This is a genomic window from Lactobacillus sp. ESL0700 (genome assembly GCF_029392095.1).
In the GTDB taxonomy this organism is placed as follows: Bacteria; Bacillota; Bacilli; order Lactobacillales; family Lactobacillaceae; genus Lactobacillus.
The window spans coordinates 1,089,006-1,114,129 of record NZ_CP113930.1 but is presented as its reverse complement, the minus strand read 5'-3'; the positions used below and the strand labels follow the sequence as shown (position 1 = coordinate 1,114,129).

Below are 25,124 nucleotides of genomic sequence, written 5' to 3'. Positions count from 1 at the left end.
GGGCAATTGCAATCTTAATGTAGTAAAATAAACTGTAAGAAAAAATAATACATCATGAGGTGGAAATATGAAGAAGAAATTATTGTTAGGTCTAGTATGTGCAGCCTCCTTGTCGCTCGGTTTTAACATTACTCAAGTAGGAGCAGCAACTACCGACCAAGCAGCTACCCAGCCTGCAACTACTGCTACAGATAATTCAAATCAGCAGCCAGCTGCAACAACAGGGACAACTGATGCTAATCAACCTGCAACTAGCGACAAGCCGGCAGCAGATAAGCCTAATAATGGAACAAGTAATGGTAATAGTGCTATTGCTGTTTCGTATCTTGGTAAAAATGTTAAGTTGAAACGTAATTCTTATGTTTATAATAAATCTGGTAAGCGCGTTAAGAAGCGTGCGCTAAAGAAAAATACAATTGTAACAATTACTGGAATGGTAACCGTTAAAGGAAAATCATTATTACAAATTAACAATAAGAAAAATCAATATATTAATGCTAATAATGTTAAAAGTTTTAAAGTAGCTAGTTATAAAGCTAAGCGTAGTGCGTTTATTTATAACAGTAAGGGTAAAAGGACTAACAGTTACTACAAAAAGGGTACCCGTGTTCCTGTCATTAAAACTAAGAAAATTAATGGTACTAAGTATGTAGGTGTTAGTGAAACAGGCTATGTTAAATGGTCAGATTTAAATCATAAGAGTTGGAAAATTGTAAATCAGTAATTGGGAAAGAAGTTTAAAAATGTCAGATCCAATTTTAAAACGTGTCGCAATTCGTAAATATACAGATGAAAAAGTTAGCCAAGACGAAATTGAGCAATTACTGCAGGCTTTTCAAGCAGCACCATGTGGAATGCACGAAACAGATGTTATGCAAGTAACAGTGGTAGAAGACGAGCAGCTGTTAGCCAAAATTGAACAGTTAACTGACAATGCCTGCTATGGTGCGCCACTTTTGTTTGTCATTAATGTCAAAAAGGATAGCCATTTTGGCGAGCGTGATGCTTCAGTTGCCGCTGAAAATATCATGGTGGAAGCTGCAAATCTTGATTTAGGTTCTGTTTACTTAATGATGGCAGCAAGTACTTTAAATACTGCTCCAGATTTACAGGCAGAATTAGGTATCACATCAGAATTTTCGACAGCTGTAATTGTCGCAGTTGGTCACGCTGCAGAAACGCCAAGTGAAGACCGAACCAACCGATATCGCGTAATTAGAAAATAGAATTGAAAGCGAAGAGTAATCTTCGCTTTTTTTGATAATAATATATTAGCCAATGAAAGCGCTAACTGATATAATCGAATTGTAATAAAGTTTAAGTTTTATAATTGAAAGAGGATTTAAAATGAAAAAAATTATTAATGATCCTGCTAATGTTGTGTCAGAAATGGTATCTGGGATGGTTCGGTCGTATCCACAATTTATTGAAAAAGTTCCTGATGCTGAAGCAGTTATGCGCGCCGATAAGGAATCAATGAAGGGTAAAGTTGGTCTTGTTACTGGTGGTGGCTCTGGTCATGAGCCGACCCATGCCGGCTTTGTGGGTAAAGGGATGCTGAGTGCTGCTGTTTGCGGCGAGGTCTTTACCTCACCAACACCAGATCAAATTTATGCTGCTATCAAGGCTGTTGATCAAGGTCAGGGAGTCTTTTTAATAATTAAAAATTATTCTGGCGACGTCATGAACTTTGATATGGCAAAGGATTTAGCTGAAATGGACGACATTAAAGTTAAGTCAATCGTGATTGATGATGATATTGCCGTTGAAAACAGTACTTTTACCCAAGGACGCCGCGGCGTAGCTGGGACGATATTTATGCATAAAATTCTGGGAACAGCTGCTCAAAATGGTGCTAGCCTTGATGAGATTGCAGAATTGGCTGAGAAGGTTTTGCCGAATATTAAAACCATTGCTGTTGCCTTGTCTGCAGCGACAAATCCAGAAACTGGCAAGCCCGGCTTTGTTCTTCAAGAAGATGAAATTGAGTTTGGTGTAGGTATTCACTCGGAGCCAGGTTATCGTCGAGAAAAGATCAAACCTGCCAAGGACTTAGTAGAAGAGTTAGTCAGTAAGCTGGATAGTGAAATGCACCTTGATGGCAGTAAAAAATATGCTGTACTTGTCAATGGGATGGGTGCAACCCCGATAATGGAACAGTATATTTTTAGTAATGATTTACTAAATAAACTTGAGCAATTTAAGATTAAGCCGTCATTTATGAAGATCGGCAATTACATGACGTCACTTGATATGGCAGGATTGTCACTGACCATGTTCGAATTAAAGGATGACAAGTGGCTTGAGGCCTTAAAGACGCCAGTTGAAACAATTGCTTGGTAATAGAAGGGACATAATAATGACATTAACTGTCGATACTTTAACAGAGTGGATGAATAATTTTACGGCTAAAATTGCCGCTAATCAGCAATTTTTGAGTGACCTAGATACCCCAATCGGCGATGGCGATCATGGTTTTAACATGAATCGTGGTATGGCGGCAGTCAGCCAAAAACTCGCTGAGAAGCCAGCTAGTGTAACTGCAGCTTTTAAAACAATTGCAATGACCTTGATTTCAACTGTTGGTGGAGCTTCCGGGCCTCTTTATGGGACTGCCTTTTTGGAAATGGCTAAAAAGAGCAGTTCAACGACTGATTTGGGCGAACTGCTAGATGCGGCCTTAATTGGAATCGAAAAGCGTGGTGGTGCCAAACCAGGCGACAAAACAATGGTTGATGTTTGGACTGCATTAATTCCTGACGTCAAGGCTGGCAATCTGACCACGGAAAAAATTGCATCTGCAGTCGAAGCTACTAAGGAAATGGTTGCTAAGAGGGGCCGCGCTTCGTATTTAGGTGAGCGGTCACGAGGACATGTTGACCCTGGTTCACAATCAAGTGGCTACCTATTTGAAGCAATGTTAGAAACGAAGGGATTATTATGAGTTTAGGAATCACCTTAGTTTCTCATGTTCCGGAAATTGCAAGTGGCTTAAAAAAGTTATTAGACCAAGTAGCAGCTGATGTTTCGATTACTACTGCTGGCGGCACGAATGATGGCAATATTGGTACCAGCATGGATAAGATTATGCAGGCTTTTGCTGATAATCAAGCTGACGAAATCATGGCTTTTTATGACCTCGGCAGTGCCAAAATGAATTTGGAAATGGCCATTGAAATGGCAGATAAAACCGTTCATTTGTATGATACTGCCTTTATTGAAGGTGCTTATACAGCAGCTTCACTCATTCAAGCAGGCGTTGGCCGCACGGAAGTTGAAGACCAACTCAAAGAATTGGTTATTAAGGACTAAAAAATTAATTTCTAATTGATGTCTTTCAAGCAAAAATGTTTTTCATCTTCACAAGTTAAGTTATCATTGATTAAGTCAAAATTAATACTTTGAAACTTTAAGTGAGGGAGAAAAAAGAATGCATGATAGTTTAGCAATGCAGATGCTTGGAGAGTTTTTAGGAACAGCTATCCTTGTTTTGTTTGGTGATGGCATCTGTGCTGTCGCTAATTTGAAGAAATCAAAGGGTAATGGTGCTGGTTGGCTTGCAGTTACACTTGGCTGGGGTTTTGCTTTAGCCTTTGGGATTTACTGCGTAAGTTGGCTTAGCCCGGGTCATTTGAACCCAGCTGTTACTTTGGGAATGGCACTTGCAGGGAATTTACCTTGGAGTTCTGTCTTACCATACTTTGTTGCTCAAGTTGCCGGCGGTTTTGTTGGTGGTATTCTCGTATGGTTGACATACTACCCGCACTTTGCTGCAACTGAGGACCAAGATGTTATCTTAGGTACTTTTGCCACTGAGCCAGCAATTAGAAAATATCTCTGGAATTTCTTTGCCGAAATGATTGGGACGTTTATGCTTGTCTTTGGCTTATTGGCCTTCAGTAAGAGTCAATTTGCCCCAGGACTAAATCCACTAGTTGCCGGCTTATTATTAGGTGCCATTGGTCTGTCATTGGGTGGTTCAACTGGTGCTGCTCTTAACCCAGCTCGCGATTTGGGACCAAGATTGGTTCACCAATTGTTCCCAATTGCTAATAAGGGTAAGTCTGACTGGGCATATGCCTGGGTTCCTGTTGTTGCTCCATTTGTCGGTGGAGTTTTAGCAGCATTATTATTTTTAGTAATTAAATAAATAAGTATAAGTACTATTTGGAAAGCCTTTAGACAAGTTAAGTTTGTTTAAAGGCTTTTTTATTTCTAATTTATTCAGGTATATAATATTAAGCGTGAATATAAGGAGGAAATCCAATGGAAAAAGAAAAGAATAACGAAGGCTGGGGCAGTTTTTTTCGCGAAGTGATTGTCATGATGGCAGTCATTCTAGGAATATTTTACTTATTACTTACTTTTGTGATTTCAAATGATCGCGTTGATGGAGCTTCAATGCAACCGAACTTTGAAAATAATGAACGTTTGATTGCTTGGCGCCATACTTCATTGAAACGAAATGACGTTGTTGTGTTATACGCACCTAAAGCCGCACAAGACGTTCCTGGTTCAGTTTATGTTAAGCGGGTAATTGGCTTACCTGGCGATAAAATCGTTTCTAAAAATGACAAAATGTATGTTAATGGCAAGCTATTGCCGGAGCCATATCTCGAAAATAACTATAAAAAAGCCGACAATGCAGTAGGGCAAACGTACACAAGTAATTTTACGTATCAAGTTCCCAAAGGTTATTATTGGGTAATGGGTGATCACCGCGACATTTCAAAAGATTCACGCTTGTTTGGTCCAGTAAAAAGACAAAAAATAATTGGAAAAGTGGTATTGCGCTACTGGCCGCTTAATAAAATTCAAAAATTTTAAAAGAAAAATAAATTAAAAATCCCCCCAATATCTGCTTATTGGAGGAATTTTTAGTTAAAGCAAAAAATCACATAGTAGCTAAAAATTATACTTTTTGAAATAAAATTTTACTTATGAATTGAGCTAATAAGTACCGGATAAAGTTAGTATAGCTATTATTGTATCGCCATAAGGGCTAATGGGATATGTGTATTTTATTGCTTGAATCCTATAAAATAATTTTCACAAAGTATTTCACAAAGTATAAATCACATATCACAAATTTACTGTCTTAACAACAATTATGCACTAAAAAATATTTGTTAAATTTCTATTTACATTTGTGAAAAAATATTATATATTTTAATCAAGCGCTTCCATAATGTTCAATATTTATAAATATGAAGTTAATAATTCAATTACTAATTTAGAAAGATTGGGAGTTAAAAATGTTACATGATAGTTTGGGTATGCAATTAGTTGGTGAATTTGTCGGAACGGCAATGATGATTTTATTAGGCGATGGTGTCTGTGCAGATATGGGCCTAAAAAAGTCTAAAGCTAGTGGAGCTAATTGGGTTGGTATCGCGTTTGGCTGGGGTATGGCAATTACCTTTTCCGTATACTTTGTCAAATGGTTAACACCTGGTTACTTTAATCCAGCAGTTGCTGTAGCAATGGCAGTTTCAGGTAGTTTCTCTTGGTCTTATGTTTTGCCATACATTATTGCTGAGGTTGCAGGAGCTTTTGTTGGCGCCATTTTAGTGTGGTTAATGTTTTATCCTCATTGGAAAGAAACGAATGATCAAGAAGTAATTTTGACAAGTTTTGCTACGTCACCTGCCATTAGAAATTACTTCTGGAACTTCTTTGCAGAAATGTTAGCAACATTCGTTTTGGTATACGGATTGCTCGCATTCAGCAAGAGTGGCGTTGATGGCGCATTAAATCCGATTCTTGCAGGTAGCTTGATCACGGCTATTGCATTTTCACTCGGTGGTCCTACTGGAATCGCCCTTAATCCAGCTCGTGACTTTGGTCCTCGGCTTGCTCACCAAGTATTACCAATTGCAAATAAAGGTAATTCTGATTGGGCATACAGCTGGGTTCCAATTGTTGGGCCATTCGTTGGCGGAATTTTAGCTGCTTTATTATTCATTGGTCTTAGATAAGATAAAATAAAATAAAAAATAAGCTATTCAAATTCGAATAGCTTATTTTTTATGGTTTGAAATGACGTAAAATTTCAATACCTTCACGCTGGTATTTATTTGGTACAAAGCTCTTACGCATGGCAATCTGCATATATGCCCATAATTTTTGGCCGGAATTCAAGCGGACAATATGAACTCCCGTGACATCTTTCAGACTGCTTTCCATTGCTAGGGCAATGCCGACGTTGCGCTTTACAAGGTCAATCATTAACTTCATTGTAGTCGCTGTATAAACAATGTCGGGGGTAAAGTCGCCTAATTTTGCTTCCTGCTCAAGACATTCTCTAGTTAAGAAACCACGCTCACGAGCAATAAAGCGTCTGTTTCGTAATTGGGCCGCGCTGACTTCATGGACATCTTTCCACGGATCAGCAAGTCCAGTAATGATTACTAATTCTGTCTTTTGTAAGTTATGGATAAAGTAATCTGGGTCGTTAATTTTAACCATCCAGGAGTAAATTGCGACATCAACCTTACCATTAGTGAGATCAGAAAAGGCATCAGCTGATCGTTCAATATGAGTGTCAAGCAGGTGGGTCAGGCCAACTTGGAAAAACTTTTGAATAATATCGGGAATATAAGAACTTCCGGCTTCACCAGAAAAGGCAAGCCGGATTTTTTTGTCACTGGCATGTTTAACATCGTAATTAATACTTGCAATATCTTGGATGAGGATTTTAGCCTTTTGATAAAGTAATTCACCGGCATTGGTCAGTATTAACTTACTTTTACGATTTTTCTGAACAATCAATGGATCTTCAAATTTTTTGGCCAACCTTTTGATGGCCATCGAAATCGTTGGCTGAGTAACGCCAAAGTAAGCCGCGGTAGTAGTGTAATTACCACTTTCGACTAATTTACAAAAATAAATCAAATCTTTTTCATTCATTTTGAGATAATCCTTTTTTACAAAAAATAATAAATGTTATTTATAAGTGAATCTTTTTATATTATATTAAATCACCTGAATAATTGCAACAAACAGTTGGTAAATCAGGCTTTAAAAGAAACTTTGCTGAGCAATTTCGATTAAAAATAAAGTAGATTTATGTTTATGAAAACGATATATTTATTTCTGTTAATAGATTTATGAAAGTGCAGGTAACTATTTTGCTTTACAATTCAACTCTTAAATGGGATGCCGTCTATGATGTAATTGTAGTCGGTTTTGGTGGTGCAGGTGCAGGTGCAGCTAGATTTGCGGCTGACAACAATGCCAAAGTATTATTAATAGATGCTGCTCCTGAAGGACAAGAGGGCGGTAATACTCGTTATGCTGGTGGTGCTTTTGCGTGGAGCGATAACTTTGAAGACCTACGTGAATATTACAAGCAAACTTATTATCCTTTTAAATATGACCCTAAGGACTTAGATACCTTTGTCAACAATGTTTTGCAGATGAAGGAATACTCAAAGAAATATTTCGGAATAGAAGCTCAATACACAGGTAGAAGACCTGAGGGTGAATATCCTGAATATCGTCATGCGTCAACAATGCGTTCGCAAAGTATGACACAGGGGATGTATAATGGTGGCTTCTGGAAATTACTACGTAAAAAAGTTTACGAAAGATTAGATAAGATTGACGTCTGGTTCTCAAGTCCAGCGCAACACTTAATTCAAGACCCAGAAACCAAAACAATTTTGGGTGTTCAAATTAAGCACCAAGGTCAAGTTCGTTATGTAGCTGCTAAAAATGGTGTTGTTCTCTCATGTGGTGGTTTTGAAAACAATCAAGACATGGTACAAAACTTTTTAGGTCAAGGATCATTAGCACCAATTGGGACATTATACAACCAAGGTAAGGGAATTGATCTTGCTGTTGAGGCTGGTGCACGTTTATGGCACATGTCCAATTATGATTCACACGGTTTTTCATTAAATGAAGGTCAACCAAGAGAAAAGTTTGCTTACATGATTAACTGGAAGAGCCTATTTAACGGTAGTATTTTTGTTGCTGGGGATGACGGTACACGTTATTATCGTGAGGACGAAGAAGATCGCCACGGTTATAAGTACAACCACGGTAATTGGATTATGCTGCCTAACCAAAATCATCCGCATATTGTAATGGATCAAAAACAATATGAGCAACTTGCTGAAGATGATTCTGCTAAAGCTGATCAAATTAAGGAATTAATCTCTTATGCCATCAAGGCAGATTCAATTGCAGAATTAGCTGAAAAGATTAAAGCTCCTAAATTAGAACAAGCAGTTACTGATTTTAATTTCTTCACTGACAAAATGGAACGTGACATGGTTTTAGACCGGAAGATTGAAACAATGCGTGCGTTTGGTGAAGGTCCATACTATGCAATTCCAATTCGCCATAATATCTTGCATACTCACGGTGGTGGCCGCCGTAATGAAAACTGTGAAGTGCTTGATATGGCAAACAACGTAATTCCTCACCTTTATGAAGCTGGAGAATTAGGTGACATTTTTGCTACTAAGTATGTCGGTGCTAACAGTATTGCTGATTTATTAATTTCAGGAAAAATTGCGGGAGAAAATGCTGCATGGCCAAAGCGGAAGATTATTGACTTTGAAGTTATTAGTCATGCAAGTAAGGCACCAGAATTACAATCTGATGCCCACATTTCAACAAGTGATTATGAAGCCGGTCCTAATCAAGGTATTGGCATCAGTGAAAATGGGATTAATGATGTTCCAATTATCGTTCGGGTAACTGCTAGCGATGACAAGATTACTGATATTGAAACTTTGCAGCAAAAAGAAACACCATCACTTGGTGGTCGCGCTATTCCAGCTTTAACAAAGGAAATGTTAGCTAAGCAAACAGCCGATGTTGATGCCTTTAGTGGTGCCAGTGTAACTAGTGCAGCGTTTAAGGATGCAGTCAAGCAAGCATTGCAAAATATTAAGAAGTAGAAAAGAGTCTTAATCGTGAAAGTAACTAAAAATACTAAATGGAATGGCGATTATGATGTCATCGTTTTAGGTTTTGGTGGTGCTGGTGCTACTGCAGCCAGATTTGCAGCTGATAATGGTGCCCAGGTTTTACTAGTTGAAGCTGCCCCATATGGTCATGAGGGTGGTAACACGCGTTATTCTGCTCAGCACGTGGCAATGGCTCATGATCGTCAGCAAATTTCTGATTATTATCATGAATTAGCTGCACCTTTTGCCGTTGACGAAAAGACAATGGATGTCTACCTTGATGGCTTTGTAGAAATGCCAGAATATTTTAAAAAGTATTTTGGTCTAAACCCGTTTATTTGGTCAAAGGATTTTCAGCCAGGTGATCATTTAGCTAATAAGAAGCAGTTATGTGAATATCCAGAATATCAAGGCGCGGCAACGTTTGACTTTGCCTTAGTTCATAATCGTGATTTTGATGCGGGTCTGTGGAAGGTTATTCGCCAGGAAACATTACAGCGAAAAGACCAAATCGATATTTGGCTAAATTCAAGAGCAACAAGATTATTACAAGACCCAGTAACTGATGAAATCACTGGTGTGGTAATTAAGCGGCAAGAAAAGCAGTATTGCATTCATGCCAAAAAGGGTGTAGTGCTTGCAACCGGTGGCTTTGAAAATAACGATAAAATGCAACAGGATTATTTGCATATTACGCACTTAACCCCATTAGGTACCTTGTATAACAAAGGCGACGGTATCAAGATGGCTGGCGAAGTTGGCGCCAAGATGTGGCACATGAGTAATTATGAATCCCTTGGCATAGTTCCTAGCTACGTGATCGCAGAAGAAGCTGGTCAACGCGGTCGTCAAATCAGCGGCTGGCAGAATGTGAAGTCAGGTTCAATCATTGCCGTAGCTGATGACGGCAGCCGGTTTATGCGTGAGGATGCAAAATTCCGCCACGGACATATTTTCCAACATGGTGATTACTTGTTGCCACACGCTTATGATCATGCCTGGCTTGTCTTTGATGAACAACAATATCAAAAATTTGTTCAAGAACAAAAAGCTGGTAATTTAAAATATCAGAATTTCTTTGACAAATTAATTAAGGCAGATTCTGTAGCGAATTTAGCAGACCAAATGAAGTTATCTGCGAATACTTTGACTACTACAATTACCCAGTTCAATCGATTTGCAGATAGTGGCCGTGACTTAGAATTTGGTCGCGCACCAGAAACGATGAGTAGCTTTAACTTAAACGATGCGGTAGATGCTATTAAGCTTGCTCCAGCTGTTTTGAATACTCAAGGTGGCCCACAACATGATGAACAAGCCCGAGTTCTCGATAATTCTGATCAGCCGATTAAACGCTTATACAGTGCTGGAGAATTGGGCGGCATCTGTGCTAATCGTTATCAAGGTGGCGGCAATTTAGCAGAGTGTTTGATTTTTGGCAAAATTGCCGGTGAAAATGTAGCACAACTGTCAGATGCTGCAGAAATTGAGCTTACCAACCAAGTACCGCGAATTAACGACTTAGTTGATAGCGAAAGTGAAAGTAAGATTGAACTTAAGGCTAACCAATATTTAGGGTCTTCTGAAGCTGGAATTGGTGGTAAGGTCTTGGTTCGAGTAACTTATCAGGATCAAACTATTAGTAATGTTGAAGTACTTGAAAACCATGAAACTGAAGGCATTGGTGCAGTTGCAATTAAGCAATTGCCTCAACAAATAGTTGACCAAAACTCGACAAATGTTGACGCAATTTCAGGCGCAACAACTACCACTAAAGCCTTAGTAGAAGCTGTTAACCAAGCAATCGGTAAAGCCGAAAATAAAGGAGAAAAATAATGTTAGATAAATTTGAATGGAAAAAGTGGCTGCTGCCAGTAGCAGTTGGCATCATCTTATGGCTAGTAACGCCATTAAAGCCTGCTGCAATCAGTATTCCTGCATGGCATCTGTTTGCAATTTTTATTGCGACAATTATTGCCTGTGTTACTAAACCTCTACCAATGATGGCAACTACGATTATTGCCATCGTGATTGCGACCTTGACTGGTATCTTTAAAATGGATGAAGTCACAGCTGGATTTGGTAATTCAACTGCTTGGATGGTTGCAATGTGTATGTTCATGGCTGCTGGCTTTATTAAGTCAGGCCTTGGCAAAAGAATAGCTTACTTTTTTGTTAAAACATTTGGTAAGAGAACTTTAGGTTTAGCATACGCATTATCAATGGTTGAAACTGTTTTAGCAATTGGGATTCCAAGTAATAATGCTCGTGTTAACGGTATTATGTACCCAATTATTGATAACTTGTCCAAAGAAATGGGATCGGACCCTAAGAAGGGTACCCAAAGAAAGATGGGTTCATTCTTAGTCTTTAATGAATACGAAGTGAACATCGTTACCTCAACTATGTTCCTTACTGGTCTTGCTGGTAACATGGTAGCATTGGGAATTGCTAAAACACAGAATATCTCAATCTCATGGATGCAATGGTTTGTTGCTGCAATCGTACCCGGAATTATTTCTTTAATTGTTATACCGCTTATTTTATACAAGATTTATCCACCTGAGATTAAGGAAACTCCAAATGCTCACGCATGGGCTGATAACAAACTGAAGGAATTAGGTAAAACAACTGTTGCCGAAAAGATTATGGCCGTTGTCTTCATCTTAGCCGTTGTTTTATGGCTTGTTGGTTCAAAATTTGGTATTGATGCAACCGAAGTTAGTTTTATTGCCGTAGCTCTACTATTAATTACTGGCGTAATTAATGTCAAAGACTTGCTTGGTCAAAGTTTTGCTTGGAATATTTTAACTTGGTTGTCAATTATCATGTTAATGTCCCAAAAATTAATGACCTTAGGATTCTTCCCATGGTTCTCAAAGACTTTGGGTAATGCATTACACGGAATGAACTGGATTTGGGTTTTGGTAATTCTTTACCTAGTTTACTTCTATTTACACTACTTATTCCCAAGTATTTCAACTCAAATTTCAGCTTTGTACGCCGGATTTTTATCAGTTGCAATTGGTGCCGGTGTCCCACCATTGATGGCAGCTTTAATGCTTGCTCTTGATGGCTCATTATATCTATCAACTTCAACTTATTCTGCTGGTCCTGCAGCTTTACTTTCATCAACCGGTTATGTTTCCAATAAAGATTGGTGGAAATTAAGCGCAATTATCGGCGTGGTTCTGAACATTATCTGGCTTGGCGGCGGATTGCTTTGGACTAAAGTAATCGGTATGTGGTAAAAAGCCCGATAAATAACTAATACAGCAGCATTTTATTATGCTGTTGTATTTTTTTACGTGATTTTGCTTGACAAATAATGAGTTAATAATTAAAATATCCTTAATATTTGAAAAGCAATGAAAAGAAAAGTAAGTTTGCAGGAAATGCACAGAGAGTTCCGGTTACTGAAATGGAATCACAAATGCAAACAGAAAATCCCTTGGAGCTATCTAGTGAACCGAGTAACTAGGATTGGTGACACCCATTATCGTGTTAGCGTATCGCTGTTTTTGGCCGTACGTGAAGTGACTGTTTGATTTAGGTACGCGCATAAATTAAACAGTAAAATAGGTGGTACCGTGCCGAGCAAGCACCCTTGAAGAAATTTCAAGGGTGCTTTTTTTATTGCAAAATAGGCAGGTGATGGACTGATGAAAGTTAAAATTAGCATCCAAACAAGAATTGAACAATTTTATCCAAATGGAGGTTAAGTATGAAGGAATTAGAACAAGATGTTAATCAAAAACCATTAACGTGGAAACAGTATTTAGTTGTAGCGTCATTGCTATTTGGCTTATTTTTTGGCGCTGGGAATTTAATTTTTCCAATTCACTTAGGCCAAATGGCAGGAGCTAATTGGGGTCAAGCTACCCTTGGCTTTTTGGTAACTGCAGTCTTACTGCCATTACTATCGGTTTTGGCAATTAGTGTCACACATGCCAAAGGCGTTTATGATATTGGTTTGCCACTAGGTTCAGCTTTTGCGTTGATTTTTATGGTGTTAATTCACCTAACAATCGGTCCGCTCTTTGGGACACCACGTACTGCCAGTATTTCATTTACGGTTGGCGTTCTGCCAATTCTGCCTAAGTCGTGGGCACAACCTGGATTGTTTGTCTTTTCCGCACTGTTTTTCATCTGTGCCTTTTTAGTCGCATACAAGGAATCCAATATTTTAACTAGTATCGGCAAAATATTAAATCCACTGTTTTTGTTACTGCTATTCGTTATCTTTTTGTTAGGCTTTTTCTCACCGATGGGTCGCGCTAATGCCCAAAAAGTAACGGTTGCTTACCAGCAAGCACCATTTTTTAACGGCTTTTTGCAAGGTTATAATACAATGGATGCCTTGGCTGGATTGGCTTTTGGGGTAACGGTCGTAACTGCCGTTCGGCAAATGGGTAAGACCACTGCCAAGAGCAATGCTAAAGTAACGGCTAAGGCTGGTGTTCTAGCAACAAGTGCTATTGGTTTAATCTATGTTGCGTTAATTTGGCTTGGTGCCACAACTTTGAATCATTTTAAATTATCACCAGATGGTGGTGTGGCCTTTAACCAAATTGTTACTTATTACCTCGGCGGCTTTGGTCATGCTTTACTGGCAACTCTCATCACAGTGACCTGTTTGACAACTGCTGTTGGTTTAATCGCAGCATTTGCTCAAGATTTTCATCGTAGTTTTTCTAAAGTAAGTTACCATGCTTGGCTATTTTTGATGACGCTAGCTTCATTTTTAACGGCTAACTTTGGCCTAGATACAATTATTTCTTGGTCAACACCGATGCTCATGTTTCTGTATCCGTTTGCCATGGTGCTCATCTTACTGTCAATCTCATCCTCACTATTTCACCATGATCCTGTTGTTTACTTCTGGGTTGTGTTGTTTACATTAATCCCAGCATTTTTAGACATGGTTGCTGCTTTTCCGCCAGTAGTTAGTCAAAGTCCATTAGCGCTGGCTTTACATGCTATGCAGCTTAAATATTTACCGTTTGCGGCAATTGGGATGGATTGGTTAATTCCCGCTCTTGTTGGTTTAGTAATTGGTCTTGCTTGTAGTTTTGTCAAAGTAAAAGTTGCGCAGACAGAATCATAGTTTCAGCAAATTTTTTCATTTTTCTTGTTGACAAAAAATGGCTTAATGATTAAAATATTATTAATATTTAAACAAGCGAAGAAAAGAAGAGTACAGTTGCAAGTAGTGCAAAAGAGAGTTCAGATGGTGAAAATGAACCACGACAGCAATTGGAAAGTAACTTTGAGCTATCTAGTGAAGTAGAAGTAGCTAGTATTGGTGACACCCATTAACGTGTTAGCGTATCGCAACTGCTGTACGTGAAGTGACTAATAACTGATATTGTTGTCAATTTATTAGTAAGATAGGTGGTACCGTGCCAAAGCACCCTTGATTTTTGAAAATCAAGGGTGCTTTTTTAGTTACCTGCTAAATTTCGCTTTTTAGGAAGTGACAATCTTGAAAAATGAATACGTGTGCTAGCAATGATGAATCTATTATTGCATTGAATAAAAACTGGAGGTTAATTAAATGGAAGAAATCGAAAGAGACGTAAATACTAAACCATTAACGTGGAAACAATATTTGGTTGTTGCTTCATTATTATTTGGGCTATTTTTTGGGGCAGGAAACTTAATCTTTCCCATACATTTAGGTCAAATGTCTGGCGCAAATTGGGGAATTGCCACGATTGGCTTTTTGATCACTGCAGTTCTGTTACCACTTCTGGCAGTTTTGGCAATTAGTGCCAGTCACGCCAAGGGAGTTTTTGATATTGGTCGGCCATTAGGACCTAAATTTGCTTTGGTCTTTATGGTCTTAATTCACTTAACTTTAGGGCCACTATTTGCTACTCCGAGAACGGCGAGTATTTCCTTTTCGGTTGGTTTACAGCCAGTTTTACCGCAAAAATTAGCTAAACCTGGTTTGCTAATTTTTTCAGCAATTTTCTTTATTTTGGCATTTATTATTTCTTACGAGCAATCAACGATTTTAGATAGTATTGGTCGAATTTTAAATCCAATTTTCCTATTATTGCTTTTTGCCATTTTCCTAATGGCCTTTTCTTCACCAATGGGTGCAGCCAAAGAGCAACAGGTAACCGCAGCTTATCAAAGTGCACCATTTTTTAACGGCTTCTTGGAAGGTTACAACACAATGGATGCTTTAGCCGGATTAGCTTTTGGATATACAATTGTTTCTGCTGTTCGACAACTAGGTAAGACAAGTGCCAAAAGCAATGCGAAGGTTACGGCTCGTGCAGGGGTTTTAGCGACTAGCGCCATTGGTATTATCTATATTGGCTTGATCTGGCTTGGGGCAACAACGCTCAATCATTACCACATTTCACCAGATGGCGGGACTGTTTTCAATCAAATTGTTACCTATTATTTAGGTAATATCGGTCATGCTTTGTTGGCGACCCTAGTTACCTTAACTTGTCTAACGACTGCAGTAGGCTTAATTGCTGCATTTGCACAAGATTTTCATCGCAGTTTTAGTAAAGTTAGTTATCATGCTTGGTTAGGAATTATGACTTTTGCGTCATTTCTGACCGCTAATTGTGGGTTGGATACAATTATTTCTTGGTCAACGCCAATGCTAATGTTTATTTATCCAATTGCAATGGTTTTAATTATCTTGTCAATTACGGCTAGCTTGTTTGATCACGACCCAGTAGTTTATTTCTGGGTAGTTGTATTAACAATTATTCCTGCAATTTTTGATATGATTGCTTCATTTCCACCAGTTATCAGTCAAACTCACTGGGCTTTGCAAGTTCGGGCATTACAATTACGGCTTTTGCCATTTGCCGCAATTGGCATGGATTGGATTATTCCAGCAATAATTGGGTTAATCATCGGTCTGGCATTTCATTTTTATCGTCAAACAAAATTAGCTAAATAAATCGTCAAAAGCTAGGATTTTAGTCCTAGCTTTTTAGTACCGAATTTTTGACAACCATCATTTGCCACAGTAGATTAAGGGTGCAGAACAGATAGAGCTAGTTGTATGAAGATAGGATTGATTTATTGTGGCAAAAATGAAAATGACGGGTAAACCTGAAATGCAGATGCATCAGCACCAGCCAATGACGCACATGGATAAAATGTCGATGCACGGTAATGACATGATGATGCATGGCGGGCAAATGATGCACATGGGTAATTTAAAGCAAAAATTCTGGGTGTCGCTGATTTTGGCATTACCAATTTTATTTTTAAGTCCAGCAATGGGAGTTCATCTTTTCTTTCAGTTTTCTTTTCCAGGCTCTGACTGGTTAGTTATGATATTTGCAACCGCCTTATTTATCTATGGCGGCAAACCATTTCTCAGTGGCGCCTTTTATGAGTTAAAAGATAAAAAGCCAGAAATGATGACGTTAATTTCGCTGGGGATTACTACTGCTTACATTTACAGTTTATATGCGTTTATTCAAAACAATTTTTACCCAAATTCTGGTCATGTGATGGACTTCTTCTGGGAACTAGCAACTTTAATTTTAATTATGTTGTTAGGGCACTGGATTGAAATGAATTCAATTATGCGAGCTGGAAGTTCAGTTAATGATTTAGCTGAGTTATTGCCTGATCAAGTTCACGTTCAAAAGGATAATCAAATAATCGACGTTCCACTTGCACAAGTAAAGAAAGACGCTGTAGTTATTGTCAAAGCTGGTGAAAGTATTCCGCTTGATGGTACTGTTATTTCTGGAAAAAGTGAGGTGAATGAATCACTTGTTACTGGCGAAGCACGATTGGTCACGCGCCAAAAAGGAGACCAAGTAATTGGCGGTGCCAGCAATGGTTCTGGAAAGTTAACCATTAAGGTAACAAACTCTGCCAATAATGGCTTTTTGGCTAATGTTAATCAGCTAGTTCAATCCGCGCAAATGGATAAATCAAATTTGCAAACTCTTGCCGCTAAAGTCTCAGGCTGGCTATTTTATGCGGCAATAATTATTGGGATAATCGCTTTAATTATTTGGACTGCTAATCAGGGGATTGCGGCCGGACTTGAGCGACTAGTGACGGTGTTGATAATTGCTTGTCCCCATGCTTTAGGATTGGCGATTCCGCTAGTTAGTGCTAAGAGTATGGCGATTGGTGCCAAACATGGGTTACTAATTAGAAACCGTAATGTGATTGACTTGAGCCTCAAAATTAACTATTTGTTACTCGATAAAACTGGCACCTTAACCGAAGGCAAGTTTCAAGTGCGCAAATATGCTAGCTTAAATGAACAAATGACGCAAGAACAAGTATTGACGTTGATTGCTTCACTTGAACAAGATTCGACTCATCCAATTGCACAGAGTATTTTGCAATTTGCCCGCGCTCACAAAATAAATTTGGCACCAATTTCTGATAGTAAAAATCTGCCGGGAAAAGGAGTTACAGCGACAATTTCTGGTCAAAAATATTTTCTAATTAATGAGAAGGCCGTTCGCGAACAAGTCCCTGACTTCCACCAAATTGCAACTGCAGATTATACAGTTAGTTATTTGGTGCAGGGACAAAATGTGTTGGGTTACGTAGCGGTTGGCGATCAACTTAAACCCGATGCAGCTTCATTGATTAGTAAAATTAAGCTGCATCAAATTACCCCAGTGATGTTGACCGGCGATAATCAGTCCGCGGCACAGGGGATAGCTCGTCAGCTAGGTATTACCGAGGTCTATGCGGAATTGATGCCGGCGGATAAAGAAAAAATCGTCGATAATCTGCAGAAAAATGGTAGCAAGGTAATGATGGTGGGTGATGGAATTAACGATGCCCCCAGTTTAGCCCGCGCAGATATTGGTGTAGCAATCGGTGCTGGGACTGATGTGGCAGTTGACTCTGCAGATGTAGTTTTGGTTAATAGTCGTCTGTCAGATATCGTTGATTTTTTAGAATTAGCTCAAAACACACACCGAAAAACTGTTCAAAATTTATGGTGGGGTACAGGCTATAATATTGTTGCATTACCACTTGCAGCAGGTATTTTGGCACCGTTTGGGATTATGTTGGATCCAGCAGTGGGTGCAATCTTGATGTCGTTATCAACGGTAATTGTTGCGATTAATGCTGAAATGCTCAAGATATAGCTGATAATTTTATAAAATGACAAGCCACGTTAATTTTTGCGTGGTTTTGTTGTATATTAAATTTGTAATAGTTATTAATAATAAAAATAGATGGAGTTTAAGATGCTTAAAGAAGTTTGTGTTGAAAATTTTACCGATATACCAAGAGAAATTGCGGCAGGAGCTAACAGAATCGAATTAAACAACAATTTAGCTGTTGGTGGGACGACGCCATCATATGGTGTAATTGAGCAATCTGTTAATTATGCTCACCAACATAATGTGCCGCTAGTCGTTATGATTAGACCACGTGGCGGTAATTTTATCTATAATAATGAAGAATTTGAGATTATGCTGAATGATTTGAAAATTTGCGCTTCATTAAATGTTGATGCAGTTACTTTTGGCTGTTTGACTGCTGCACATGATTTGGATAAAGCACAAATGCAAAAATTAATTGTTGCTGCTCAAGCTGCTGACATGACTGTTGTAATGCACATGGCATTTGATGAAATTCCGCAAGAACGCCAACAGGAAAGCTTGAATTGGCTAGCTATGCATGGCGTTAAACGAATCCTAACTCACGGCGGTGATTTAATACAGCCAATTATGGAAGCTGTACCACACTTACAAGAAATTGTGTCATGGGCAAAAGACAAAATTGAAATTTTGGCCGGTGGCGGAATTACTGCGGCCAATTGTGAAGTCATCGCGGGTAAACTAGGAGTAACTCAACTTCATGGCAGTAAAATCGTATTAATGAATTAAAAAAGTCGCTTCTAAATAGCTTTGTTTAAATAATTAAAAAATCACCTTTTATTTTTAAATTATTGAAAAATTTAGTCAAAAAATGTATTATTAGTGTGGAATTTAAAAAACTAAAGTATAATTTTAAGAATATTAGGGATTCAGTCCCAAAAGGAGACTTATTATGAGCAAAGAAGAATACCGTGTAGAAAGCGATACGATCGGTCCAGTAAAAATTCCTAAGGATGCATTGTGGGGCCCACAAACAGAACGTAGCCGCAATAATTTCCCAAGTGGTGAATTAATGCCATTGGCAATTGTTCGCGCATTTTTACATTTGAAGAAGGCAGCTGCTCAATCAAATGTTGAAGTCGGAGATGAGCCTGAAGAAAAGGGTGCAGCAATCGAAGATGCAATCAATGAGCTTTTAAAGCTTGATGATGTTGATTTGCAAAAAGATTTTCCGCTTCATGTTTTGCAAACCGGTTCAGGTACGCAAAGTAATATGAACGTTAATGAAGTTGTTGCTAATTTAGCTAACAAACTGCATCCAGGTTTGGATATTTTGCCAAATGATGATGTCAATCGTGGACAATCATCTAACGATACTTACCCAACTGCAATGAATATTGTGGCTGTTGAAGCTTTGGATAAGTTAGAACCAGCAATTCAACACTTAATTGATGAATTGAAGATTAAGCAAGACAAATATTGGAAGACAGTTAAGGTTGGTCGGACTCACTTGCAAGACGCAACTCCTGTTACCTTTGGTCAAGAATTATCCGGCTATATTTCAGCATTGAAGCATGATTTAGCTTACATTAAAGAATTAAAGCCAACTTTGTACGAATTAGCAATTGGTGGTACCGCTGTTGGTACTGGTTTGAATGCTGCACCAGGAATGACTGAAAAGATTGCTGGTAAATTATCAGAAGATTACGGTCATACTTTTGAAGTTAAAACTAATAAGTTCTGGGGATTAGCTCACCACTCTGGTCTTGATGTGGTTCATGGTGCTTTAAAGACTCTAGCTGCTGATATGTTCAAGATTGCTCAAGACATTCGTTTCTTGGCTTCAGGTCCTCGTGCTGGATACCATGAATTAAACATTCCTGCCAATGAACCTGGCTCATCAATTATGCCGGGTAAAGTTAACCCAACACAAGCTGAAGCTGTCACAATGGCTGCCGCTAAAGTTTTCGGTAACGATACAACTATTACCTTTGCTGCTTCACAAGGTAACTTTGAAATGAACGTCTTTAAGACAGTGATGATTGCCGCATTTTTAGATTCTTGTGATATTTTAACTGGTACAATTACTGGCTTTGCTGATAAAATGGTTGCTGGTCTGACTGTCAATTCTGCAAGAATGGACGAATTATTGGAAAATTCATTGATGACTGTAACAGCATTGTCACCACACATTGGCTATCATGCTGCTGCTAAGATTGCACAAGCTGCTGATAAAGAAGGTACTACTTTGAAAGAAGCAGCCTTAAAGAGTGGCGAAGTGACTGAAGCTCAATATGATGAGTGGATGGATTACATGGAAATGACCAATATCGACCGGACAAAACCCGAAGAATAAATTATAGAGGAGAAATATGGCTAAATTTATTTTTACCCCAAGTCAAAGTTCTGAAATTAAAAGTGACTATGATGCAGTAATCGTTGGTGCTGGTGGTGCTGGCTTAACTGCTGCAATTCAAGCACATGAATTAGGATTAAATGTTGCAATTTTTGAAAAAAATAGTGATTTAGGTGGCAACACTAACAGAGCATCATCAGGGATGAATGCTTCTGAGAGTTTGGTGCAATTAAATGACGGCATTATTGACGATAAGGAAGACTTTTACAAGGAAACCTTAAAGGGTGGCGGTTTAATGAATGATCGCGACTTATTACGTTACTTTGTTGACCATTCAGCAATTGCAATTAGCTGGTTAATGGAGCATGGTATTGAATTGACTAACTTGACGATTACTGGGGGAATGAGCAAAAAGCGTGCTCACCGTCCAGCATCAATGGCTCCAGTTGGTGGTTACCTTGTTACCGGTTCTTTAAAGAAAATCCAGGAAGACAATATTCCGATTTTTAATAATTCTAAAGTAATCAAGTTAATTGAAAATGGTGCACAGCAAGTTACTGGAATTGAAGTAGAAACTGATGCAGGCGTTAAAACAGTTAATGCTAAAGCAGTAATGCTTGCTTCAGGTGGATTTGGTGCTTCTAAAGAAATGATTAAGAAGTATCGTCCAGATCTTGCTGAATATAAGACAACTAACCAACCAGGTGCTACCGGTGATGGTCTGAAACTAGCTAGTGCAGTTGACGCTCAATTAGAGCAAATGGACTTTATTCAAGTTCACCCAACTGCTCAAACTGATACTGATCATGTTTATTTGATTGGTGAAGGACTTCGTGGTGAAGGTGCGATTTTAGTTAATAATGCTGGAAAACGGTTTGTCAATGAACTAAATACAAGAAAAATTGTTTCCGATGCAATTACTAATTTGCATGAAGATGGCGCTTATCTGGTATTTGACCAAGGTATTCGCGATAACTTTACTGCAGTTGAGTTTTATGATCATGTTGGCTTAGTTAAGCATGGTGCAACACTTGCTGATTTAGCTCAAGAAATTGGCGTTGATGCCGATAATTTGGCAACAACTGTTGCAAATTGGAATGATGCTGTTGCTGCCAAAAATGATTCTGATTTTGATCGTAAAACTGGAATGGATCGTTCAATTGCTCATGGCCCTTATTATGCAATTCACATTCATCCTGCAATTCATTACACAATGGGTGGAATCCATATTACACCAAAAACTGAAGTTTTAGATACAAACGGTAACATTATTAAAGGTTTGTACGCTGCTGGTGAAGTATCAGGCGGATTACACGGAAATAACCGGATTGGTGGTAATTCAATTGCCGAAACTGTTATTTTTGGCCGTCAAGCTGCCATTCAAATGACAGAATTCATTCAAGCAAATAACTAATAACTTTAAAGAAAAAAATCACAAAGAAACTATCTCAAGTGGGATAGTTTCTTTTTTGATTGAAATTAATTGAAGTAAGTGTATTAAGTCAATGATTTCTTGTTTAAAAATTTAAAAATAAAATTATTTATTTTAAATATTGAAAAACAAACTAATCAGATTTATAATAATTTGTGTAATAAAGTACAATATTTTTAAATATTTGAAAGGAAACTCGACTATGAATAGAAAAGTACTACTTGTTGGTGATGGCGCTGTTGGTTCAACCTTTGCTAATGATTTACTGCAACATACAAAAGTTAATGAATTAATTATTGCTGATGTTGTGAAAAAACGCCCAATCGGTGACTCAATGGATCTTGAAGACATTACTCCTTTTGCTGGTGAATGCAACATTCACCCAGGCGAATATGCAGATGCAAAAGACGCTGATGTCGTGGTAATTACCGCCGGTGTTCCTCGTAAGCCTGGTGAAACTAGATTAGATTTGGTTAACAAAAACGTCAATATTTTAAAGAGTATTGTTCAACCAGTTGTTGATTCCGGTTTTAATGGAGTTTTCGTTGTTTCCGCAAATCCAGTTGATATTTTGACTACTTTAACGCAAAAATTATCTGGTTTTCCTAAGAATAAAGTTATTGGAACAGGAACTTCACTTGATTCAGCTCGTTTACAAGTTGAATTAGCTAAAAAGTTAAATGTACCAGTTGCAAGTGTTAACTCAATGGTTTTGGGTGAACATGGTGACACTTCATTTGAAAACTTTGATGAATCCTTAGTTGCTGGAAAAGCATTGCGTGACTTTGATGAAATCAATGATGAAACTTTAGCATCTGTTGAAAGTGATATTCGCCAAAAGGGTGGCAAGATTATTGAAAACAAGGGTGCAACTTTCTATGGTATCGCAGTAATGCTATCCCAAATTGTAGGAGCAATTTTAGATAATCACGCCATCGTTTTACCATTATCTGCACCAATCAATGGTGAATATGGCATCAAGCATGACTTGTATTTAGGAACTCCAACTGTTGTTGATGGTACTGGAATCAGTCAAGTCATCGAAACAAAATTATCAGAAGAAGAACAAGCCAAGATGCTTAATTCAGCTGATAAGATGCAAGAAGTCCTTGCAGGTGTCAATTTAGATTAAAAAAGAGGCGTTTTTAATGGAAGATGGCAAACGGATTTTTTTAAAAAGAGAATTGCCAGATGCAGCAGTAATTAAGGCTTACACAGAACTACCTTCATCTAACGTGGCTGACTGCATGAACAGAACGGGTGCAATGTCACCTCGGATTAGACTGATGTCTAAGCCTAAAAAGGAAATGTGTGGTCCAGCTTTTACTGTTCATAATCGGCCGGGAGACAACTTGACAATCTTTGCCGCATTAAAATATTGTCACCCTGGTGATGTTGTTGTTATTGACAACGAAGGTGACAACACACGAGCTGTCATTGGTGAAGTGATGATGACATGGTTGCGAGACCAAAGACATGTTGCTGGAGTGGTTGTTGATGGTCCAATGCGCGACATCGACACACTAAGAGATTGGGATTTGCCAATTTATGCGGTTAGCACAACACCTAACGGTCCTTATAAGGAAGGTCCTGGTGAAATTAACGTTCCAATTTCATGTGGTAATACCAGTGTTTATCCAGGTGACATCATTTTAGGTGATGCCGATGGGGTTGTTAGAGTAGGTCGCGAAGACGCTGCAGAATTATTGCCAAAGGTTCAGGCTTTTCATAAAAAAGACGATGCTAAAGCTGCAAGTTATCATGATGGTACTGGCAATTTAGACTGGGTTGATGTAGAGCTTGCTAACAAAGGTTACAAGATTATTGACGATACATATCGCCTTTAAATGATAAAGAAGGATAATCATGAAAACTTTAGAAAAAGTGAATTATAAAGGGTTTATTTGGCCTTTGGTAATCGGAATCGTCCTGTGGTGTGCAACACCTTGGCGACCAGCAGGCTTGACACCGCAAGCCTGGGAAATGTTTGCTGTCTTTGTTGCTACAATTGTTGGTTGTATCACAAAGCCATTGCCAATTGGTGGGACAACATTAATTGGTTTAATTGTAACTGTTTTGGTTGGTCTTGCACCGATTAAAGATATTCCAGATCCAAAAACTGGCGTTGTCAATAAGGGTATCTTGAGTGCTTTTAGTAATTCAGCTGCATGGCTAATTGCGATGGCCTTCATTATGGCTTATGGAATTAGTAAAACCGGTTTAGGTAATCGAATTGCCTACTGGATGATCAGGCGCTTTGGTAAAAAGTCAATTGGTATCGGTTATGCGATTACAGGTTTGGAACTAATCTTAGGAGCTTTGATTCCTTCTAACAGTGCCCGGACTGGTGGGGTTGTATGGCCTGTTACCAAGTCAATTTCAGAAAGTTATGGTTCAAAGCCAAATGATCCATCACGAAAGAAAATTGGTGCTTATTTAGACTTTATGGCCTTTCATGCTAACACCATTTCAACAGCATTGTTTATCACCGGTGCTGCGCCAAACCTAGTTGCTTCCCAAATGGCTGCTGAAAAAGGCTATAACATGAGCTGGATCAGCTGGTTTATTGCCGCATTAGTACCAGTAATTGTTGCAACAATTATCATTCCAATTGTTATTTACAAAATTTTCCCACCAGAAATCAAGGAAACCCCTAATGCTAAAAAATGGGCTGACGACCGTTTAACTGAAATGGGACCAGTGACAACACCTGAAAAGATCATGGCTGGTGTCTTCCTAATTGCAATTATTCTTTGGGTTTTATCTGGAATTATTAAGATTCCACAATTGGATTCTACTTTTGTTGCTTTCTTAGCAGTTGGCTTACTTCTGTTAACTGGCGTTTTAACAATGAATGATGCTTTAAAACAAACTGGTGCTTGGAATATTCTGATTTGGTTATCAATCTTAGTCTTTATGGCTGGTAAATTAATTTCCTTTGGCTTTATTGATTGGTTCTCAAAGACGATTCAATTAAGTCTGCACGGTGTTAGTTGGCAAGTAGTTTTAATCGTTTTAGTCATTTTAATGTTCTATACCCACTACTTCTTTGCCAGCGGTACTGCTCATATGACAGCACTGTACTTACCATTCTTATCTGTTGCGGTTGCTACTGGTGCACCACTTAAATTAGCTGCTATGCTACTGGCATTTACTGGTGCAATTAATGCTTCAACAACTCACTATGCTAACGGACCTGCTTCAATTTTAGCTACGACGGGTTATGTTAAACAAGGTGAATGGTGGAAGATGAACTTCCTATTAGGAATCATTTATTTATTGATTTTTGGTATTATCGGTACATTATGGATGAAAATCATCGGTATGTGGTAAGGAGTAAT

General features: G+C 38.4%; 21 protein-coding genes and 1 other annotated feature. Of the genes, 20 read left to right on the top strand and 1 reads right to left on the bottom strand.

Going from position 1 to position 25,124, the window contains the following annotated elements:
• The first annotated feature begins 67 nt into the window (after positions 1 to 67).
• The 8 genes from OZX63_RS05275 to OZX63_RS05240 all read left to right on the top strand — a co-directional run bounded on the left by OZX63_RS05275 (position 68) and on the right by OZX63_RS05240 (position 5,978).
• Positions 68 to 724 (top strand): SLAP domain-containing protein, encoded by a 657-nt coding sequence (locus OZX63_RS05275; protein ID WP_277142128.1) that lies wholly within the window; start codon positions 68 to 70, stop codon positions 722 to 724.
• Positions 725 to 743: 19 nt separating this feature from the next.
• Positions 744 to 1,226, top strand: a complete 483-nt coding sequence (locus OZX63_RS05270) for a nitroreductase family protein (RefSeq protein WP_277142126.1) — start codon at positions 744 to 746, stop codon at positions 1,224 to 1,226.
• 121 nt (positions 1,227 to 1,347) lie between these two features.
• Entirely contained in the window at positions 1,348 to 2,343 is a 996-nt protein-coding gene (gene dhaK / locus OZX63_RS05265; protein WP_277142124.1) for a dihydroxyacetone kinase subunit DhaK, read from the top strand.
• 16 nt (positions 2,344 to 2,359) lie between these two features.
• Positions 2,360 to 2,944: a dihydroxyacetone kinase subunit DhaL gene (gene dhaL, locus OZX63_RS05260; RefSeq protein WP_277142123.1), complete on the top strand. Its 585-nt coding sequence runs from the start codon at positions 2,360 to 2,362 to the stop codon at positions 2,942 to 2,944.
• Positions 2,941 to 3,312 carry a dihydroxyacetone kinase phosphoryl donor subunit DhaM gene (dhaM, locus tag OZX63_RS05255; protein WP_277142121.1) on the top strand — a complete coding sequence of 124 codons (372 nt, stop codon included), beginning with the start codon at positions 2,941 to 2,943 and terminating at the stop codon, positions 3,310 to 3,312. Before dhaL ends, dhaM begins: the two co-directional genes overlap by 4 nt.
• 118 nt (positions 3,313 to 3,430) lie before the next feature.
• A complete protein-coding gene (locus OZX63_RS05250; RefSeq protein WP_277142119.1) occupies positions 3,431 to 4,150 on the top strand; it encodes an MIP/aquaporin family protein in 720 nt (239 codons plus the stop codon).
• A 116-nt stretch (positions 4,151 to 4,266) separates the two neighbouring features.
• The gene (lepB, locus tag OZX63_RS05245; RefSeq protein ID WP_277142117.1) at positions 4,267 to 4,827 is read left to right on the top strand and encodes a signal peptidase I; all 561 of its coding nucleotides are present in this window, start codon (positions 4,267 to 4,269) and stop codon (positions 4,825 to 4,827) included.
• 428 nt (positions 4,828 to 5,255) lie between these two features.
• Positions 5,256 to 5,978, top strand: a complete 723-nt coding sequence (locus OZX63_RS05240) for an MIP/aquaporin family protein (RefSeq protein WP_277142116.1) — start codon at positions 5,256 to 5,258, stop codon at positions 5,976 to 5,978.
• 49 nt (positions 5,979 to 6,027) lie between these two features.
• Here the strand turns inward: OZX63_RS05240 and OZX63_RS05235 are convergent, their stop codons facing one another.
• Positions 6,028 to 6,909 (bottom strand): LysR family transcriptional regulator, encoded by an 882-nt coding sequence (locus OZX63_RS05235; protein ID WP_277142114.1) that lies wholly within the window; start codon positions 6,907 to 6,909, stop codon positions 6,028 to 6,030.
• Positions 6,910 to 7,130: 221 nt separating this feature from the next.
• On the opposite strand from OZX63_RS05235, the gene OZX63_RS05230 reads away from it, so the two are divergent.
• From OZX63_RS05230 to OZX63_RS05175, 12 genes are all read left to right on the top strand, one after another.
• A complete protein-coding gene (locus OZX63_RS05230; RefSeq protein ID WP_277142112.1) occupies positions 7,131 to 8,912 on the top strand; it encodes an FAD-binding protein in 1,782 nt (593 codons plus the stop codon).
• 15 nt (positions 8,913 to 8,927) lie between these two features.
• Positions 8,928 to 10,757 carry an FAD-dependent oxidoreductase gene (locus OZX63_RS05225; protein WP_277142110.1) on the top strand — a complete coding sequence of 610 codons (1,830 nt, stop codon included), beginning with the start codon at positions 8,928 to 8,930 and terminating at the stop codon, positions 10,755 to 10,757.
• On the top strand, positions 10,757 to 12,172 hold the full coding sequence (locus OZX63_RS05220; RefSeq protein WP_277142108.1) for a DASS family sodium-coupled anion symporter: 1,416 nt from the start codon (positions 10,757 to 10,759) through the stop codon (positions 12,170 to 12,172). The genes OZX63_RS05225 and OZX63_RS05220 overlap by 1 nt, the downstream gene beginning before the upstream one ends.
• Positions 12,173 to 12,280: 108 nt before the next feature.
• Positions 12,281 to 12,533: a binding site (T-box leader), on the top strand.
• 112 nt (positions 12,534 to 12,645) lie between these two features.
• Complete coding sequence (gene brnQ / locus OZX63_RS05215) at positions 12,646 to 14,028, top strand: branched-chain amino acid transport system II carrier protein (RefSeq protein ID WP_277142106.1); 1,383 nt, start codon at positions 12,646 to 12,648, stop codon at positions 14,026 to 14,028.
• Between the two features lie 450 nt (positions 14,029 to 14,478).
• Complete coding sequence (gene brnQ / locus OZX63_RS05210; RefSeq protein WP_277142103.1) at positions 14,479 to 15,855, top strand: branched-chain amino acid transport system II carrier protein; 1,377 nt, start codon at positions 14,479 to 14,481, stop codon at positions 15,853 to 15,855.
• Between the two features lie 136 nt (positions 15,856 to 15,991).
• Positions 15,992 to 18,037, top strand: a complete 2,046-nt coding sequence (locus OZX63_RS05205; protein ID WP_277145102.1) for a copper-translocating P-type ATPase — start codon at positions 15,992 to 15,994, stop codon at positions 18,035 to 18,037.
• A 102-nt stretch (positions 18,038 to 18,139) separates the two neighbouring features.
• Positions 18,140 to 18,784 (top strand): copper homeostasis protein CutC, encoded by a 645-nt coding sequence (locus OZX63_RS05200; RefSeq protein WP_277142101.1) that lies wholly within the window; start codon positions 18,140 to 18,142, stop codon positions 18,782 to 18,784.
• Positions 18,785 to 18,947: 163 nt separating this feature from the next.
• Positions 18,948 to 20,351 (top strand): class II fumarate hydratase, encoded by a 1,404-nt coding sequence (locus tag OZX63_RS05195; protein WP_277142099.1) that lies wholly within the window; start codon positions 18,948 to 18,950, stop codon positions 20,349 to 20,351.
• 16 nt (positions 20,352 to 20,367) lie between these two features.
• The gene (locus tag OZX63_RS05190) at positions 20,368 to 21,765 is read left to right on the top strand and encodes a flavocytochrome c (RefSeq protein WP_277142097.1); all 1,398 of its coding nucleotides are present in this window, start codon (positions 20,368 to 20,370) and stop codon (positions 21,763 to 21,765) included.
• 220 nt (positions 21,766 to 21,985) lie between these two features.
• Positions 21,986 to 22,915 carry an L-lactate dehydrogenase gene (locus tag OZX63_RS05185; protein WP_277142095.1) on the top strand — a complete coding sequence of 310 codons (930 nt, stop codon included), beginning with the start codon at positions 21,986 to 21,988 and terminating at the stop codon, positions 22,913 to 22,915.
• A gap of 16 nt (positions 22,916 to 22,931) precedes the next feature.
• Positions 22,932 to 23,630, top strand: a complete 699-nt coding sequence (locus OZX63_RS05180; RefSeq protein WP_277142093.1) for an RraA family protein — start codon at positions 22,932 to 22,934, stop codon at positions 23,628 to 23,630.
• A 19-nt stretch (positions 23,631 to 23,649) separates the two neighbouring features.
• Positions 23,650 to 25,116, top strand: a complete 1,467-nt coding sequence (locus tag OZX63_RS05175) for a DASS family sodium-coupled anion symporter (protein WP_277142091.1) — start codon at positions 23,650 to 23,652, stop codon at positions 25,114 to 25,116.
• Positions 25,117 to 25,124: the final 8 nt, after the last annotated feature.

Coding starts and splice junctions, on each gene's coding strand:
- OZX63_RS05195 (WP_277142099.1), top strand. CDS start 18,948: ATGAGCAAAGAAGAATACCGTGTAGAAAGCGATACGATCGGTCCAGTA.
- OZX63_RS05205 (WP_277145102.1), top strand. CDS start 15,992: ATGAAAATGACGGGTAAACCTGAAATGCAGATGCATCAGCACCAGCCA.
- brnQ (WP_277142106.1), top strand. CDS start 12,646: ATGAAGGAATTAGAACAAGATGTTAATCAAAAACCATTAACGTGGAAA.
- OZX63_RS05220 (WP_277142108.1), top strand. CDS start 10,757: ATGTTAGATAAATTTGAATGGAAAAAGTGGCTGCTGCCAGTAGCAGTT.
- OZX63_RS05200 (WP_277142101.1), top strand. CDS start 18,140: ATGCTTAAAGAAGTTTGTGTTGAAAATTTTACCGATATACCAAGAGAA.
- OZX63_RS05275 (WP_277142128.1), top strand. CDS start 68: ATGAAGAAGAAATTATTGTTAGGTCTAGTATGTGCAGCCTCCTTGTCG.
- brnQ (WP_277142103.1), top strand. CDS start 14,479: ATGGAAGAAATCGAAAGAGACGTAAATACTAAACCATTAACGTGGAAA.
- dhaL (WP_277142123.1), top strand. CDS start 2,360: ATGACATTAACTGTCGATACTTTAACAGAGTGGATGAATAATTTTACG.
- OZX63_RS05250 (WP_277142119.1), top strand. CDS start 3,431: ATGCATGATAGTTTAGCAATGCAGATGCTTGGAGAGTTTTTAGGAACA.
- OZX63_RS05235 (WP_277142114.1), bottom strand. CDS start 6,909: ATGAATGAAAAAGATTTGATTTATTTTTGTAAATTAGTCGAAAGTGGT.
- OZX63_RS05190 (WP_277142097.1), top strand. CDS start 20,368: ATGGCTAAATTTATTTTTACCCCAAGTCAAAGTTCTGAAATTAAAAGT.
- OZX63_RS05240 (WP_277142116.1), top strand. CDS start 5,256: ATGTTACATGATAGTTTGGGTATGCAATTAGTTGGTGAATTTGTCGGA.
- OZX63_RS05175 (WP_277142091.1), top strand. CDS start 23,650: ATGAAAACTTTAGAAAAAGTGAATTATAAAGGGTTTATTTGGCCTTTG.
- OZX63_RS05270 (WP_277142126.1), top strand. CDS start 744: ATGTCAGATCCAATTTTAAAACGTGTCGCAATTCGTAAATATACAGAT.
- dhaK (WP_277142124.1), top strand. CDS start 1,348: ATGAAAAAAATTATTAATGATCCTGCTAATGTTGTGTCAGAAATGGTA.
- lepB (WP_277142117.1), top strand. CDS start 4,267: ATGGAAAAAGAAAAGAATAACGAAGGCTGGGGCAGTTTTTTTCGCGAA.
- dhaM (WP_277142121.1), top strand. CDS start 2,941: ATGAGTTTAGGAATCACCTTAGTTTCTCATGTTCCGGAAATTGCAAGT.
- OZX63_RS05180 (WP_277142093.1), top strand. CDS start 22,932: ATGGAAGATGGCAAACGGATTTTTTTAAAAAGAGAATTGCCAGATGCA.
- OZX63_RS05185 (WP_277142095.1), top strand. CDS start 21,986: ATGAATAGAAAAGTACTACTTGTTGGTGATGGCGCTGTTGGTTCAACC.